This window comes from Ilumatobacter sp. (genome assembly GCF_041688325.1).
In the GTDB taxonomy this organism is placed as follows: domain Bacteria; phylum Actinomycetota; class Acidimicrobiia; order Acidimicrobiales; family Ilumatobacteraceae; genus Ilumatobacter_A.
Map to the genome: position 1 here is coordinate 38,479 of NZ_JBDNIJ010000042.1, position 16,491 is coordinate 54,969.

Genomic DNA, 16,491 nt, shown 5'->3' on the forward strand with positions numbered 1-16,491 from the left:
CTGAGGGGTTTTCCTGGCTGGACTCACTCACCGACCCATCGACGCGACAGATAGCGTCGGCGGTGCATGGGTATCGAGTTCTTTTTCCTGATCCTGGCGGTCTTCGTTGTTGCGTTTGGCATCGGCGTCGTCCTCCTCAATCGTCGCAAGTCCGTTGGCCAACCCGCGTCCGGCCAGCCGACACAAGTCAGGCCACCGGTTGCGGCGCCGGAGAACGACACGCTCGTTGCCGAGGCCGAGATCGACTCGGTCGTCGAAGAACTACCCGCAGTCGAAGAAGACCCGCCCGCGGGAACGCTCCGCGAGCGCCTGGCGAAGGCCCGCTCCACGTTCGCTGGCGCAATCGCCGGTGTGCTCGGCCGTTCGGCAATCACCGACGAGTCGTTTGATGACCTCGAAGAGGCGCTCTTGCGTGCCGACGTCGGCGTGGCAATCGCCGAGGAACTCCTCAGTGGCCTGCGCGTCAAAGTCGCGAACAAAGAGATCACCGAGCCGTCCGACCTCCTCGACGCGCTTCAAGCGGAGATGACGGAGCGGCTGGCCGGTTCTGACCGGTCCCTCAACTTTGAACAATTCGAACCGGGGAACCCCAACGTGTGGATGTTCGTCGGCGTCAACGGCGTCGGCAAGACCACCACCATTGGCAAGCTTGCCAAGCAGCAGGTGGATTCTGGGCGTTCCGTGCTGCTTGCCGCCGGCGACACGTTCCGTGCGGCTGCAGCCGAGCAGCTCACTGCCTGGGCGGAGCGCTCCGATGTCGACATCGTGCGCGGTGCCGAAGGCGCCGATCCCAGCTCGGTCATTTTCGACGGTGTTGAAAAGGCCGCTGCGAACAAGGTCGAACTCGTCATGGCCGACACGGCCGGTCGGCTGCACACCAAGAGCAACCTGATGGATGAACTCGGCAAGGTCCGCCGTGTCGCTGAGAAGGGTGCTGGCACAGTCACCGAGACGCTGCTGGTTATCGACGCCACTACCGGCCAGAATGGCCTCACGCAGGCACGCGAGTTCGGTGCGGTCACCAACGTCACCGGCGTGGTGCTCACCAAGCTCGACGGCTCGGCCAAGGGTGGCATCGTGTTCGCCATCGAGACCGAACTCGGTATCCCCGTCAAGCTCGTCGGCATCGGTGAGACGATCGGCGACCTGATCGACTTCGACCCTGAAGAGTTCGTCTCGGCCCTGTTCGAACGCTGAAGCTCCTGGTCGGGGAACCGGCTGCCCGATAACGTGTCCGGCGATGTTCGACAATCTCTCCAACCGCCTCGAAGGCATCATCACGAAGGTCCGGGGCAAGGGCCGTCTCACTGAATCAGACGTTGATGAGGTGATGAAGGAGATCCGCACGGCGCTCCTCGAAGCCGACGTCAACCTGACGGTCGTCCGCTCGATCTGCAACCGTATTCGTGAACACGCGATCGGAGCCACGCGTTCAACGGCTCTCGACCCCGGCCAGCAGGTGGTCAAGGCAGTCAACGATGAGCTGACCCGGGCGCTCGGTGGTCAAACACTCGCCATCACATACGCCTCCAAGCCGCCGACCGTCGTCTTGATGGCCGGTTTGCAGGGCTCTGGCAAGACCACAAACTCGGCCAAGCTCGCCGCATGGTTTAAGGCACAGGGACGCAACCCGATGATGATCGGTGCTGACCTCCAGCGCCCTGCAGCCGTTGAACAGCTCCGCACGCTCGGCCGTCAGATCGACGTGCCGGTGTTCTCTGACCCGGAGGATCCGATCCTCACGGCAACGAAAGGCCTCGAAGAGGCCAAACGCCTTGGTCGCGACGTCGTCATTGTCGACACCGCTGGCCGACTGTCGATCGACACCGAAATGATGGAGCAGGTTCGCCTCATCTCCGGCGCGGTTCAACCTGACTACACGTTCCTGGTCATCGATGCGATGACCGGCCAGGATGCGGTTCAGACCGCAGAGGCGTTCCACAACACGCTCCAAATTGACGGCGTCATCATGTCGAAGATGGACGGTGACGCCCGCGGCGGCGCTGCGCTGTCGGTCAAGGAAGTCATTGGCCGGCCGATCGCCTTCGCCTCGACGGGGGAGAAGCTCGATCAGTTCGAACAGTTCCATCCCGACCGGATGGCGAGTCGGATCCTTGGCATGGGTGACATGCTCACGCTCATTGAGCAGGCCGAGAAGGCATTCACCGAAGATCAGGCCGAGGCCGCAGCGACGAAGTTGATGGAGGGGCAGTTCACCCTCGACGACTTCCTCGAGCAGATGCAGGCGCTGAAGAAGATGGGCTCGCTTGGCGGGTTGATGAGCATGATGCCCGGTATTCCGAAAGAGCTGAAGAACGCCAAGATCGATGACAACGATCTCAAGCCGATCGAAGCCATCATCACGTCGATGACGATCGAAGAACGCACCTTCCCGTCGATCATCCAGGGGACCCGTCGTGCTCGCATCGCTGCCGGCTCGGGGACGACCGTGGCCGATGTCAACCGGCTGGTGAAGCAGTTCGGTGAGATGCAGAAGATGATGAAGAAGATGGGCATGGCTGGCAAACCCGGCAAGGGGAAGAAGGGTAAGAAGGGCAAGGGCGGTCAGAAGATGCCCAAGGGTCTGCCCCTCGGTTTCGATCCGGCAGCGGCTGGCTTCAATATCCCCGGCGTCCCTGGGACTCCTGGGATGCCCGGTATTCCCAACTTTCCACGCTGACTCCGTCGGGCCAGCTGTGGGATGTGATCCTTGTCCCGCGTGGGAAGGCGGCCTGGCGCCGTTAGTCTTTCGGCGTTCTCAATTTCTCGAACACGTACTCTGGAGTGACGATTAAAGATGGCAGTCAAGCTGCGGCTCACACGTATTGGCAAGAAGAAGCAACCGCAGTACCGCATTGTGGCGGCTGACTCCCGTTCGCCTCGCGACGGTCGGTTCATCGAGATCCTGGGTCACTACGACCCGCGGCAGGATCCGTCCGGCCTCACGCTCGACAACGACAAGGCTGTTGCCTGGCTCAAGGAAGGCGCACAGCCGACCGAGCGCGTTGCCAAGCTCCTCAAGGTCTCTGGCGCCACCGAGCAGTTCGAGGCCGAGAAGGCCGCCAAGTGAGCGATCTCGCTCCTACCGCTGTCGCAGTTCTCAAGCACATCGTCCGCTCAATCGTCGACGACCCCGACGCCGTCACCGTTGAGGTTGACGAGTCGGGCAGTCGCCCCGCACTGAACGTGCGCGTCGGCGACGGCGACCTCGGTCGCGTCATTGGCCGCCGCGGCCGCACCGCTGCCAGCATTCGCACCGTCACTCGTGCAGCTGCCAGCAAAGACGATGTCGAACTCGACATCGAATTCCTCGACTGAGCAGGCTGGAGGCCGCAATGGCCCGTTCCACCCCCATCCCTGACGGCTTTCTCGAAGTCGGACACGTTCGTCGCGCCCATGGGCTGCGCGGCGATGTCTTCGTGCAGCTTGTCACCGACCGTTCCGAACGACTTGACGTCGGCTCCACGCTGGCAACAGCGAAGGGCGATCTCGTGGTCGGCGCAAGCAAGCTGCTCCCGAACCGCCGTTGGGTCGTGAAGTTTGATCAGATCTCTGACCGCACGGCTGCGGAGACCTGGAGCAACGTGGCGTTACACGCCGCACCGATCTCCGACGCAGATGCGCTCTGGTTCCACGATCTGATTGGCTCCAAAGTCGTCGAAGTCGACGGCACCGAGCACGGTACGTGCTCGAACGTTCTGACCAATCCGGCATCGGACATCTTGGAACTCGACACGGGCCATCTCGTCCCGTCCACGTTCATTGTCAGCCGCATCGACGGTGTGGTCACGGTCGACACTCCCGATGGGCTCTTCGACCTCCTGGACAAGTGATGTCTGCGCTCCGGATCGACGTCTTCTCGCTGTTCCCGAAGCTCATCGACGACTTCTGCGCCGAGAGCTTGCTTGGCAAAGCGCAAGAGCGGAACGTGCTTGATCTGCGGACCCACGATATTCGTGAGCAGACCAGCGATGTGCACGGCACGGTCGATGACAGCCCCTTCGGCGGTGGCGCCGGCATGGTAATGAAAGCCGAACCGATTTTCGACGCTGTCGAAGCTGCTGCACCGCCTCGTCCGCTGTTCTTGATGAGCCCTGGCGGCCGCCGGTTCGATCAGGCGATGGCCTTCGAACTCGCCGAACTTGCTGAGACCTCGGGTGGGTTTAGCCTGCTCTGTGGCCGGTATGAGGGCGTCGACCATCGTGTCCGGCAGCATCTCTGCGACGGCGAGGTGAGCGTCGGCGACGTCGTTCTCAGCGGGGGAGAAGTCGCTGCGTGTCTCATCATCGAGGCGGTCACGCGGCTGCGTGACGGAGCGATGGGCAACGCCGCGAGCCCGATCACTGAGAGCTTCGGTGAGTCGGGATTACTCGAAGAACCCCAGTTCACCCGGCCTGCGGAGTTTCGTGACTGGAGTGTCCCTGACATCTTGCGCAGTGGGAATCACGGCAAGATCGAACAGTGGCGCCGGGCACAGCGGCTCCACCGGACACTGCGCGACCGCCCTGACCTGGTGGAAGCTGAACTGTCGGCTGCCGACCAGAAATTGTTGGACACGTTCCCACCTGTCCCATATTCCTGATTCGCCCGTATCATCTACTGGCCCTGACAGCGCGGGTCCGCGCTGTCATCACACTCTCGACTCGATTCACTTGGACGTAACGCCATGAAAGCCACCGACATCATCGACAACGATTCGCTCCGGACTGACATTCCAGAGTTCCAGGCAGGCGACGAGCTGAAGGTCCACGTGCGCGTGGTCGAGGGCGGCAAAGAGCGCATCCAGGTCTTCCAGGGTGACGTCATCGCCATTCAAGGCGGCGGCCTGCAGGAGACCTACACGGTCCGCAAGCTCAGCTACGGCGTCGGAGTCGAACGCACCTTCCCGATGCATACTCCGACCGTCTCGAAGATCGAAGTCATGAAGCGCGGCGACGTGCGTCGTGCGAAGCTCTACTACCTCCGGGATCGCAAGGGCAAGGCTGCCAAGATCCGCGAGAAGCGCACCTTCTGATGCGCTGGCCGGCGTTGTGTCGGCCACCAATCGAACGGTCGCATTAAGCGATCGTTCCCCTCGGGCTGATTGCCCCAGCAAGTACCTACTGCTGGAGGAACGCGCCCATGGGCACACCCGAAAGATCACACGAACCCGATCTGCGTAACCGCGCCCGAGGCCAGTGGGGTGAGAACCTTGCCGCTCGCCACTACGAACGGCTCGGATGTCCGGTGATCGATCGCAACTGGCGATCATCGACCGGCGAACTCGACCTCATCGTGCTCGACGGCGATGTGCACGTTTTCTGTGAGGTGAAGACCCGCGCGTCCGACCTATACGGGCCTGCTGCCGCTGCAGTGACGGTGGCGAAACAGCGTCGTATTCGCCAGCTCGGCGTCGAGTGGCTGCGAGCCCATGATCTCGGCCATATGCCTGTCCGTTTCGACGTCGCTGCAGTCACCGGCAACCACGTCGAACTGATCACGAACGCCTTCTGATGGCCGACCTTGTGGCTGCAGCTCCCGAGGTATACCGTGGGTATATGGATTCCACGACGATCAAGGTGAGCGTCGCGACCCGTGACCGAATTAGGTCGTTCGGCGGGGCGACGCACGAGGAGACGATCATCGAGGCACTCGATTTGCTCGACGCCCGAGAGTTTTGGGCTGAAGCGGACGTTGCGGCGGCGTTCGTGAAGACGTTGCCTGCCGAGGAGCAGGCGCGAAGAAAAGCTGAGATGGACGAACTCGATGCAGCGTTCGACGCCCTCGATGGCTGATGCCGGCGACATCCACCTCGCCGACGTCGGTGGAGGCTTGCGGCGTCGGGTGCTGGTGGTGAGCACTGGCCGATTCCATCGTGCGGCCGAGCGAGCTCTCGTCGCTCCAGCGGTGACCGTGCCAGCGGACGAACCTCAGCCGCCATGGCGAATTGCTGTCGGGGCCGACATCTTCGCTCTCGATGCGCTCCGCGCCGTCGATCTCGGCCAGTTGCTCGAACCAGTCGGTCACGCAGATCGCGATGCCTGTGAGCGCGTTCGGCGAGCGCTTCGGGCAATCACCTGATCTGAGCGCTCGGGTCGATCAGCCGAAGAATGCCCAACCGAGCAGGCCCAGAGCCGCAGCGAGGCACACGGCAACGAGGGCGTAGTCGAACGGCTTTGCGTTGTACGGGCGGTTCGGGTCGAATCCCACCGCTCCAGTATTGCGGCATCAGTCGCCGAACCGCACGGCAGTACGCACGGCGGCAACGATCTACATGAGTGCAAAAGCCGACGTTGGTCGATCTCGCGTTCGGCCCGGATCATGCGTCCGGATGATTATGAAGTCATGTGAGGTCCTGGTGTGACAGATACACCATTGAACGATCACACATTCACAACCCGTGTTTCCATATCCTAGGAGACTTCGTGGCCCGAGGAGACTGGCGGGCAGGAATCCCCCACCCCTCCCCAAGTTTTCTCCAGGAGCCTCGCTTTGACCACTACTACTCTCGATCAACAGACGCGCGCCAGCTTGCGCAGCCGCTTCCACGGTGCATGGCTGTCGAACCCCAAAGCCGACCTGCTGTCGGGCCTGGTCGTCGCACTCGCGTTGATTCCTGAGGCAATTTCGTTCTCCATCATCGCCGGCGTCGACCCCAAGGTGGGGCTCTACGCATCGTTCTCGATCGCCATCATCATCTCGATGGTCGGTGGGCGCGCCGGCATGATCTCGGCCGCCACCGGCGCCATGGCGCTGGTCATTGTCCCGCTCGTTGAGGACTACGGCGTGCAGTACCTGTTTGCCGCAACTGTGCTCGCCGGTGTGCTGCAGGTCGTCTTCGGTTGGCTCGGTGTCGGCTACCTCATGCGATTCGTGCCGCGCACTGTGATGCTCGGCTTCGTCAACGCCTTGGCAATCCTGATCTTCCTCGCACAAATCCCGCACATCCTCCTCGAAGACGGCGACAAGGATCAGCTTCCGTTGAACATCGCGTTCATCGTCGCCGGCCTCGCCATTATCTACGGCCTGCCCCGCGTCACCAAGCTGATGCCGTCGCCGCTCGTTGCGATCAGCGTCCTCGCTGCTGGTGCCATTTACTTCGACTGGTCGCTGCCAACCGTCGGCGACATGGGCGCACTGCCGAACGCCCTACCCGGCTTCGGTCTGCCCAACATCCCCTACACCTGGGAAACGTTCAGCATCATCTTCCCGTTCTCGCTGACGCTCACGTTCGTCGGTCTTCTCGAGTCGCTGCTTACAGCGCAGCTACTCGACGACCTGACCGACACCGACTCCGACAAGAATCTGGAGTCCCGCGGCCAGGGCATCGCCAACGTCTTCACCGGCTTCTTCGGTGGTATGGCCGGCTGCGCCATGATCGGACAGTCGATGATCAACTACCGCTCGGGCGGTCGCACCCGGCTGTCGACGCTCGCTTCTGGTGTGTTCCTGCTGATTCTGATCATGGTACTTGGCGACCTCGTCGCCCAGATCCCGATGGCAGCCCTCGTCGCCGTGATGATCATGGTCGCGATCGGTACGTTCAATTGGAAGAGCATCATGCCGAAAACGACGCAGTCGATGCCGAAATCTGAGACCATGGTCATGGCCGGCACGGTCATTGTGGTTGTCGTCACTCACAACCTTGCCTATGGCGTCGCTGCGGGTGTGCTGCTGTCGGCGGTCGTCTTCGTCCGTAAGGTCAGCCACGTTGTCGGCGTCACGAGCGTGCTCGACCCCGACAACCATGAGCGCCTCTACGCCGTCAGCGGCCAGCTGTTCTTCGCCTCGACGAACGACCTCGTGCACCAGTTTGATTACGACGCCGTCAAGGTCAAACGTGTCGAAATCGACTGCACCGACGCTCGCATCTGGGATACGTCAGCGGTCGTCGCCCTGAACGCAGTGGTCGCCAAGTTCGCCGAGCGCGGGATCGAAGCACACTTGGTCGGGATGAACCCGCACGCCGCAGATCTGCACACGCGGACCAAGGAAATCGTCTCCTCAGATCACTGACCGTTCGAGATGACCAGTGCCAGCCGTGTCCGGTTCGTAAGGTGGGCGTCGTGTTGAGTCGGTTGGTGCGGTGCACCCTCGCCATGGGTGTGCTTGTCACGTTTCTCGCGGCGCCGAGTGCAGCTGCGACACCACCTCCGCCTGACAACCCAATCTCCGAAAACGTCGGCTCCGGTCTGATCCCGATTCCTCCAGGCTGCATCGCGCCTGACGCAGCCGATGTGGCATTCGTCGGCAAGGCAGTCGCCAAAGACTTCGAGAAGGTGCGCTTCGAAATCGTGCAGCTACGTGCCGGATCGGCGAGTGGCTATGCGATCGACGGCTTGATCGACGTGCTGTATCTCGAGGATGCGAAGTTCTTCGATGTCGACGAGGAGTACCTCGTGGGCGCTCGATTTGACTCTGGGTTGGGTGGCCTGTTTTCGAACGTGCGGCCCCCCGAACCGCTCTTCGGTGGCAATGACGTGATCGGCTTGAATGACACCGATATCGAGTGCCCCGTGATCGATGACCCGGTGCGCACGCTGCGGCCGGATGGCGCGAGTGTCGACTCTGGCGTTGTCACCCCGTTGTTCCGTGACAAGCGCTTGCTGCTCGCCACACTCGGTGTGCCGATCGCGATCGCTTTTGCAGTCATTATCGGCCTTGTCTTACTCCGCAATGTGTGGGGCCTGGTCATCAAGAGCATCTTCGAACTCGGGCGCGCCGCAGTCACGCCGGTGCCGAACCACACGGCGGATCGAGTGCGCGAGCATCGCACCGACGTCGCAGAGGATTAGCTCCCGCCCTCCTGCCCGCCCTCCTGCCCGCCCTCCTGCCCACCCTCCTGCCCGCCCTCCTGCCCACTCCGCTGTCACAAACTCTGTGACAGGCAATGTGTACGTTCACAGATGTGATCGAATCGGTGAAAGTAGTCGCCTATGGGCGTGCGGCGTCGGAGGCGTTGGCAGCAGCGGTCACCAGCGCCAAGGCTGCCGGTCCGCTCGTGCCGGTCACGGTCGTCGTGCCGTCCAACTTTGTCGGCCTGTCGGCCCGCCGGTTGCTCGGGTCCGGAGCACTCGAGCACGGGGGCAAGGGAGGCGTGGCGAACGTCTCGTTCATGACGCCATTCCGCTTTGCCGAAATGGCAGCAGCCGATCTCTTGCTCGAACAGCAACCGATTACCAACCCGGTGCTGGGCGCTGCGGTCCGCCAGGTGCTCGCCGAAGACCCCGACGTGTATCGACCCGTGGCCCAGCACGAAGCCACTGAGGCCGCGCTTGCAGCGCTCTTTGCCGAACTGTCGAATGTTGACGAAGCCGGCCTCGAGTCGATCTCTGAAGAGGGCTCCACTGCAGCGCTGCTCGCTGTCAAGTTTTACCGGCGCATCGCTGCGCAACTCGATGGGTTCCACACCGAGCACGACCTGGCAACGGCTGCCGCTGACCGGCCAGACCTCGCTGACCGACTCAGCTCGTTCGGCCACCTCATCTGGTATCTCCCGGCCCCGGTCACTCCCGCAATCGGCCGATTCATCGGCGAGGCATTGCGGGCCGCCTCGTCTTCGTCGGTCATCGTCGGGGTCTCGGGCGCACCACGAGCGGACGAGCCGACTTGGCGCGCCTGCGAAGCCGCACTCGTCGGGCGCAGCACTTCGTCCGTGCCGGTCGCCCACGGCGACTCGATTATCTCGGTCACCGATGCTGCAGAGGAGGTCCGTGAAGTGTGCAGTCGCGTGATCGGGTTGGTTGCCGATGGGGTACGGCTCGACCGCATTGGTGTGTTCTTCCCGACACCGGACCCGTACGTGCGGATCATCGAGCAGCAGTTCGGTGCTGCGGGGATTCCGGCGAACGGCCCTGATCCTCGGCGGCTCGCTGAGTCGGTGGCTGGTCGAACGCTCCTTGCCGGGCTGGCGCTGCCAGAACAGCGTTGGCGGCGTGACCGAGTGATGTCGGTAGTCAGCGGCGGCCCGCTGCGCTTCGACGGAGCATCGGTGCGGCCAGGCGACTGGGATCAACTCTCGCGAGATGCCGGCGTCGTGATCGATCACGCTGACTGGCGACGCAAGATCGAGTACGACGAGCAGCGCGCAGCGGAGCGAATCATCAAGCTCGAAAGCGGAGTGCAGTCCGACTCTGTCACGTTTCAGCTCCAGCGGCTGCGCGACCGCGTTGCCGATGGCCGACGGTTGATGGCATTCGTCGACGGGCTCCACACGATGGTTCGCGCTGTTGAGCAGGCTGACACGTGGCCGACCAAGTGCGCGGCGGCCACTGCACTGCTGCAGTCGCTGCTGGGTGAGGAGCGCCAACACACATCGTGGCCGGATCACGAGCAGGAGTCGTTTGCTCGGGTCGAAGATGCGTTGGTGCGCTTGGCTGCTCTCAACGACATTGAGCCGACGCCGAGCCACGGTGTGTTCCAACGTGCCCTGCGCACGGAACTTAACGTTGCCCGAGGGCGCCATGGCAGCTTCGGGCAGGGTGTCGTCTTTGGCCCGATTGGCACGGCAATCGGCCATGACCTCGATGCGGTATTCGTGATCGGCTGCGCCGAAGGGCTGCTGCCGATGCCGCGCCGCGACGACGCGATCTTGCCCGACGCGGTCCGAACCAAGTCGCTCGATCAGCTGGAGTCGAGAGCCGAACGGCTCCATCACCAGCATCGAGCGTTCCTCGCGGTGTTGGCAGCCGCGCCGGCTGGGCGGCGTATCCTGACGTTTCCTCGTGGTGACTTGCGATCCAATCGTCGGGCGCTGCCATCGCGCTGGCTCCTCGATACGGCATCCGCGCTGGCCGGTCGAGTGGTTCATGCCACTGACTTCGACGAACTCGAACTCGTCGACATGGTGGGGTCGTTTGCCTCAGGCATCACGGCAGCCACGCATGCCGGGTCACTCGACGAACGTGACCTTGTGGCAGTCGGCAACGACGCGGCCGCTGGTGTCGCGCTCCTCGAAAATGAGCTGGCGGTGCTCGTCGGCAACGGATGGCAGATGCAGGCGGCGCGGGCCAGTTCTGACTTCACCGCGTTCGACGGAAACCTGTCCGCTCGTGTCGGCGCCGAGGTGTTTCCACTACCAGGTATCGGCGATCGGGCACTGTCACCGTCTCGGCTCGAGACCTGGGCGAGCTGCGGGTTCCACTACTTCCTCAGTTACGTCCTTGAAGTCAGTGATCGTGACGATCCCGAACGAACCGACGAGATCTCAGCGCTCGACCGCGGCTCGCTCATCCACTCGACGCTCGAAAAATTCATTGGCGAAGCACTGCGTGACGGTGCGCCGTCGCCCCAGCAGGCATGGTCGCCCGAAGCGCGTGCCCGGTTGCACTTCATTGCCGATAGCGAATGTCTGGAGTACGAATCGACCGGGCGAACGGGTCGCCGAGTTAACTGGCGTGTCCGACGCGACGACCTCCACGATCTACTCGACGAATTCTTGCTCGCCGACAACGAGTTCCGCAGCAGCCATCTGGCGACCCCCGTCGGTGTCGAACTGGACCTTGGCGTCCGGAGCGGCGACGTTGTCCCCGTCACGTTGCCCAACGGCTCCTCGATCACGCTGCGCGGCATGATCGACCGTGTCGACACAACTGCCGACGGGCGAGTGCTCGTCAGCGACTACAAGTCAGGCAAGGGAAAGAAATTTGACGGCCTCAAAGACGATCCGTTTATCGACGGAACGACACTGCAGCTGGGCATGTATGCCGAAGGCGCCCTGCAAGCGACGGGGATGTCCGAGGCGGCGGCGCATTACTGGTTGGTTGAGCGCGATGGAGAGCAACGGCTCGGATACGCGTGGACCGACGAGAAGCGTGAGCGTTTCCATGAAGTGCTCACCGCCATCACTTCCGGCATTGCCAATGGCGTCTTTGCTGCGTCACCGGGGGAGTGGGATTCCTGGCGGCTGACTAACGAGAACTGTGGGTATTGCGAATTCGACAGCGTGTGCGTACGCGACCGTGGTGATCATGCCGAGGCGAAGGCCCACGCTCCCGAGTTGGCGGTGCGTGTGGCGCTGTCGCCGAAGCCAGACAGCGATCGAGATAGCGACCAAGACGGCGACGGAGACGTGTCATGACGACGTTGAGCGATCAGCCAGCCCGAGATCTGATCAGTACACACGGGCTCGACCGAACGCTGTTTGTCGAGGCCGGCGCGGGAACAGGCAAAACGACGCAGCTCGTCAGCCGGATCGTCAACACGGTTCTGAACAATGACGTCAGGCTCTCCGACATCGCAGCGATCACGTTCACCGAAGCGGCGGCGAGTGAGCTCCAGGCCCGGATCCGCGTCGAGTTCGAGAAGCGAGCGCAGACCGAAGATCCAACGCACCGAGAGCGAGCCGAGCAAGCGATTGCCGATACCGACCTCGCCGCGGTCTCGACGGTGCATGGGTTCGCCAGCCGCATCCTTGGCGAGTTCTCCGTGGCTGCTGGTTTGCCCCCTCGGATCAGCGTGCTCGACGAGGTGGCCTCGCAGCTCGCCAACGAGCAGCGGTGGGATCGCTTCGTCGATCTACTCAACAACGAGCCCGAGCTCGAAGAACTGATGTATCGAGCCGCACTGCTCGACGTCCCACTCACCCCTGCCTTTCAGGGACAGCCGTCCTTCAAGGACGTCGCCCACAACTTCGCGCAAAACTGGGACCGGCTCGACGAGCTCCTCGACCAGCCGCTAGGTGCTGCCCTTGATCCGATCGACTTTACTCCGTTCCGTGAAGCTGTTCGCGCCGTGTCGGCGCTGCTCGACGATTGCCTCGATCCTGACGACCTGCTCGCCGGCCACCTCCGCACGATCCTGCCCGAGATGCAGGCAGTGGTCGCCATCGACGATCCGCATCGGGCTCTCCGGCGAATGCAGGCGCTCTACCGTCGGGGTCGGTCGGCGAAGGGTCGGCGCGTCATTTGGGGCCGCGGTACGGGTGGTGCCAAGAAGAACTGGGCCGTCGACCCGAAAGACATCAAAGACATCATCGACCAAGCGAACGACGCGCTCAGCGTCGTGCTTGACAAGGTCAGCGAGGGAGTTCTCGATCAGTTGATGCGGCTGACCGCACGGGAAGTGCGACAGGCTGCCAACGAACGGAAGTCGAATGGCGGGCTCGAGTTCCACGACCTGCTCGTTATTGCGCGTCAGGTGCTGCGCGACAGCGCCGAGGTGCGCAAGGTACTTCACGATCGGTACCGGCACGTCTTGCTCGACGAGTTCCAAGATACGGATCCGATCCAGATCGAACTGGCGTCGCTGATTGCAGCCACTCCTGCACCGCGGCAACCGGAGCGATGGAGCGACCACTCCGTTGCCGGTGGGCGACTGTTCTTCGTGGGCGACCCGAAGCAGTCGATCTATCGATTTCGTCGTGCCGACATCAAGCTCTTTCTCGAGGCTCGCGACACATTTGGTGCAGGAAGCTCGGGCGCGGTTCGGCTCGACACGAACTTTCGCACGATGCCGCCGATCATCGACTGGGTCAACGGCCTCTTTGCCGAGGCGATGCCTGACGAGATCGCCGATGCCCAACCGAAGTACGAACCGCTCCGCGCCGGTCGCAGCCTTCAATCCAGTGCCGATCATCGACCCGTGGTACTCGGAGGCGAACATCCAGATCCGAAGGTCAAAGCGGGCGAGTTGCGTCTCGCCGAAGCGACCGACGTCGCCCGAGTTGTTGCTGCGATTCGGGCTGCACCCGATCAGTGGCCGGTGTTTGACCAGCGGGACAAGCAGTGGCGCTCGGCTCGGCTCAGTGACATCACGATCCTGATTCCAACTCGAACGTCGTTGCCGTTTCTGCGCGACGCATTGTCGGGGCACGAAATTCCATCCCGTCTCGCCACAGGAACGTTGGTCTACGACACACAAGAGGTCCGTGACACGCTGGCTGTCCTGCGCGCTGTCGACGATCCGAATGACACGCTCAGCCTCATTGCAGCACTGCGGTCGCCGCTCTATGGATGTTCTGACGTCGACCTCTACGTCTACCACCAGGCCCATCAACGATGGAGCCTGCGCAATGCTGTCCCCGAGGGGTTCGACCAACAACACCCAGTCGTCGCGGCGCTCGCGCATCTCCGCGCGATGTGGGAACAACGCTGGTGGACCGGCCCGGCATCGATGCTCGAACGCGTGCTCCGGGAACGTCGGGGCTTTCTTTTGGGCTACGGCACCGAACGGCCCGCCGAAGTGTGGCGCCGTCTGCGGTTCCTGGTCGATCAGGCTCGGGCCTTTGAAGAGTCGAACGGCGGAGGGCTGCGGGCGTTCCTTGACTGGGCTGCGTTGCAGTCGTCTGAAGGCTCACGTGTCCACGAACCGATGCTGCCCGAGACTGATGACGAGGCCGTGCAGATCATCACCGTGCACGGGTCCAAGGGGCTCGAGTTCCCGATCACCATCCTCTCCGGTATGACAACCGCAGCCAAGGGAAAGCAGAACGGTGTCAGCGTGCTGTGGGGCGAAACCGGCCCTCCCGCCATCAAGCTTCGGGCGGGCGTTACGACAGCCGAGCACACCGCTCGCGCCGATCTCGAAGACGAAATGGACACCCACGAAAAGTTACGGCTGCTCTATGTCGCAACGACACGCGCACGTGATCACCTCATTGTGTCTGGCCACCACAAGGTCACTGGCAAGGCCGAGGCGACGTATGCAACTCGACTGGCGATGTTCTCAGTGGCGAACCCTGAGCTCTGTCGACCGTTCTCTGCGACTCCGATTGTGCCCAGTACTGATGGCCGTGTCAGCACTCATCACCAGGTGTCGGCCGTCGCTGTTGGCCAGGCCCGCGAGTCGATGGCGGAACGTCACCGATGGATCGCTGCGCGGCAGGACCTGCTCGCACCTTTCTTGGTCCCGGCGGCGATGTCGGCCACGGCGATTGCCCGCACGGTTGACGCAGCACTGGCCGACAGCGACGACGACACAGCGTCGGCCGCCGGCGAGTCGTCGGGACCGACGATTGTTCGCAAAAAGGGTCGCGCCGGCTCGGCAATCGGGAGCGCTGTCCACGCAACACTCGAGTTTGTCGACTTCGACGAGCCCGGTGACCTCGATGCGCTCGTCCAACGGCAGTGCGAGCTGCACGCCATTGCCGACTACGTCGACACCGTCGGAGCCTTGGTCCGTTCGGCGCTCAACTCTGACGCAGTGGCACTCGCACGGACCAACACGGCATTCCGAGAGCTGTACGTCGGTGCGCCGTTGGGCGACGTCATGGTCGAGGGGTATGTCGACCTGCTGGTTCAGACGCCTGACGGTCTCGTGATCATCGACTACAAGACCGACAGCGCGTCGTCGCCGGCCGAGATCGACGCCAAGCTCGCTGCATACGAATTGCAGGGAGCGGCCTACGCCGTTGCTCTCGAAGAATCGACTGGCCTCGAGGTCGTTGACTGCCGCTTTGTCTTCTGCAAGGCGAGCGGTGCCATCGAGCGTTCTGTTGGTGATCTTGCCGGCGCGAAGCAGCGGGTCCGCGACACGGTGGCTGCTGGGCTTCAGCCAGCCCCTGGCTCGGCGTCGGGCAAAGCGGTGTCGATCGACACGATGATGCAGCCGAGTTTGTTCAGCGACTGACGAGCTGCCGCTTCGACGTCTGCGCTCCGGGCGAGCACGACCACCGACCCGCCTGAGCCGGTGAAGTTCGCATGAGCGCCAGCAGCGCGTGCGGCCTCGACCATCTCGACATGACTGCGAGCGAGGTCGAGGATTGACGCACGTGTGTCGAACGTTGCATCCATCGCAGCTCCGAGCCGAACGACATCGGCGGCTGTGAATGCTGCAGCGGCATCGACGGCGCGATTGGCGAGAATCGGCATGGCATCGGTGACGGTTTGGTCGCGGGAATCGAATCGGGCCCGGAGGTCGCCGTGCACAATTTGGCTCGGTTCGGAGGTGCTTGCTCGCGACGCAACGAACAGACGCATGGCGCCAGCAGCGCGCACAGGTGTGAAGACGCCAGGGCCGGACCGGGTCGACTCGGGATCGAACTGCATCAGCATCGGCTGGCCGTATGCCTGGACCACGCGGTCCTGAAGGCCGGCGGCAATCCCGATTCGGCGGGTCTCGATGTTGAGAGCGGTGACGGCAAGTTCGTCGTTGTCGATTGCATCGCCGGCCCAGCCGATGAGCACCCGGAGCGCGGCAATGACGATTGCACTCGAACCGGCCAGCCCCACCGATACGGGAATCGTGGTGTCTGCCGCGAGTCGAAACGGAGCGAGCTGCCCGCTGCGCTCGGCGATCTCGGCAATGACGCCGAGCAGAAGGCAATGTGGGGAGGCAGCTGTCGCTGACGCCATGGCTTGCTCAAGATCAGCCCACGACTCATACCGGCTGAGCCCAGACTGGACATCGACGAGCTCATAGCCTCGGTCGATCGAATCGAGCCGGGCTGCTGCGCTACAGGCCGGCACCGGGACGGCAAACACCGCGCCGCCGTAGCCATCGGATGGATTACCCGCAAGTGCTGCACGCGCCGGAACGGTCGCGATGATCGGCAGGGCTGTTTCGTCCACGGGT

15 protein-coding genes are annotated in these 16,491 nt (G+C 63.0%); 14 read left to right on the top strand and 1 reads right to left on the bottom strand.

Annotated features, from left to right (window positions below; translation table 11 throughout):
* Positions 1 to 66 precede the first annotated feature (66 nt).
* From ftsY to ACH2EI_RS03095, 14 genes are all read left to right on the top strand, one after another.
* Entirely contained in the window at positions 67 to 1,197 is a 1,131-nt protein-coding gene (gene ftsY, locus ACH2EI_RS03030; protein ID WP_395159115.1) for a signal recognition particle-docking protein FtsY, read from the top strand.
* Positions 1,198 to 1,240: 43 nt separating this feature from the next.
* The gene (ffh, locus tag ACH2EI_RS03035; RefSeq protein ID WP_395152866.1) at positions 1,241 to 2,680 is read left to right on the top strand and encodes a signal recognition particle protein; all 1,440 of its coding nucleotides are present in this window, start codon (positions 1,241 to 1,243) and stop codon (positions 2,678 to 2,680) included.
* 117 nt (positions 2,681 to 2,797) lie between these two features.
* Positions 2,798 to 3,070, top strand: a complete 273-nt coding sequence (gene rpsP / locus ACH2EI_RS03040) for a 30S ribosomal protein S16 (RefSeq protein ID WP_394927860.1) — start codon at positions 2,798 to 2,800, stop codon at positions 3,068 to 3,070.
* Positions 3,067 to 3,318: a KH domain-containing protein gene (locus tag ACH2EI_RS03045; RefSeq protein ID WP_395152867.1), complete on the top strand. Its 252-nt coding sequence runs from the start codon at positions 3,067 to 3,069 to the stop codon at positions 3,316 to 3,318. The genes rpsP and ACH2EI_RS03045 overlap by 4 nt, the downstream gene beginning before the upstream one ends.
* Before the next feature lie 17 nt (positions 3,319 to 3,335).
* Complete coding sequence (locus ACH2EI_RS03050) at positions 3,336 to 3,833, top strand: ribosome maturation factor RimM (RefSeq protein ID WP_395152868.1); 498 nt, start codon at positions 3,336 to 3,338, stop codon at positions 3,831 to 3,833.
* Positions 3,833 to 4,582, top strand: coding sequence for a tRNA (guanosine(37)-N1)-methyltransferase TrmD (gene trmD, locus ACH2EI_RS03055; RefSeq protein WP_395152869.1), 750 nt, complete (start codon positions 3,833 to 3,835; stop codon positions 4,580 to 4,582). Before ACH2EI_RS03050 ends, trmD begins: the two co-directional genes overlap by 1 nt.
* An 84-nt stretch (positions 4,583 to 4,666) precedes the next feature.
* Positions 4,667 to 5,014, top strand: a complete 348-nt coding sequence (rplS, locus tag ACH2EI_RS03060) for a 50S ribosomal protein L19 (protein WP_394933220.1) — start codon at positions 4,667 to 4,669, stop codon at positions 5,012 to 5,014.
* A gap of 107 nt (positions 5,015 to 5,121) precedes the next feature.
* Entirely contained in the window at positions 5,122 to 5,493 is a 372-nt protein-coding gene (locus tag ACH2EI_RS03065) for a YraN family protein (protein WP_395152870.1), read from the top strand.
* A 44-nt stretch (positions 5,494 to 5,537) separates the two neighbouring features.
* On the top strand, positions 5,538 to 5,774 hold the full coding sequence (locus ACH2EI_RS03070) for a hypothetical protein (protein WP_395152871.1): 237 nt from the start codon (positions 5,538 to 5,540) through the stop codon (positions 5,772 to 5,774).
* Entirely contained in the window at positions 5,746 to 6,060 is a 315-nt protein-coding gene (locus tag ACH2EI_RS03075) for a type II toxin-antitoxin system PemK/MazF family toxin (protein ID WP_395152872.1), read from the top strand. Before ACH2EI_RS03070 ends, ACH2EI_RS03075 begins: the two co-directional genes overlap by 29 nt.
* A gap of 411 nt (positions 6,061 to 6,471) precedes the next feature.
* Positions 6,472 to 7,995: a SulP family inorganic anion transporter gene (locus tag ACH2EI_RS03080; protein WP_395152873.1), complete on the top strand. Its 1,524-nt coding sequence runs from the start codon at positions 6,472 to 6,474 to the stop codon at positions 7,993 to 7,995.
* A 50-nt stretch (positions 7,996 to 8,045) separates the two neighbouring features.
* Complete coding sequence (locus ACH2EI_RS03085; RefSeq protein WP_395152874.1) at positions 8,046 to 8,774, top strand: hypothetical protein; 729 nt, start codon at positions 8,046 to 8,048, stop codon at positions 8,772 to 8,774.
* Between the two features lie 113 nt (positions 8,775 to 8,887).
* Entirely contained in the window at positions 8,888 to 12,058 is a 3,171-nt protein-coding gene (locus tag ACH2EI_RS03090; RefSeq protein ID WP_395152875.1) for a PD-(D/E)XK nuclease family protein, read from the top strand.
* Positions 12,055 to 15,546 carry a UvrD-helicase domain-containing protein gene (locus tag ACH2EI_RS03095; RefSeq protein ID WP_395152876.1) on the top strand — a complete coding sequence of 1,164 codons (3,492 nt, stop codon included), beginning with the start codon at positions 12,055 to 12,057 and terminating at the stop codon, positions 15,544 to 15,546. Before ACH2EI_RS03090 ends, ACH2EI_RS03095 begins: the two co-directional genes overlap by 4 nt.
* Here the strand turns inward: ACH2EI_RS03095 and ACH2EI_RS03100 are convergent.
* Complete coding sequence (locus ACH2EI_RS03100) at positions 15,468 to 16,487, bottom strand: hypothetical protein (protein WP_395152877.1); 1,020 nt, start codon at positions 16,485 to 16,487, stop codon at positions 15,468 to 15,470. The two genes, ACH2EI_RS03095 and ACH2EI_RS03100, sit on opposite strands and share 79 nt — an antisense overlap.
* Positions 16,488 to 16,491 lie beyond the last annotated feature (4 nt).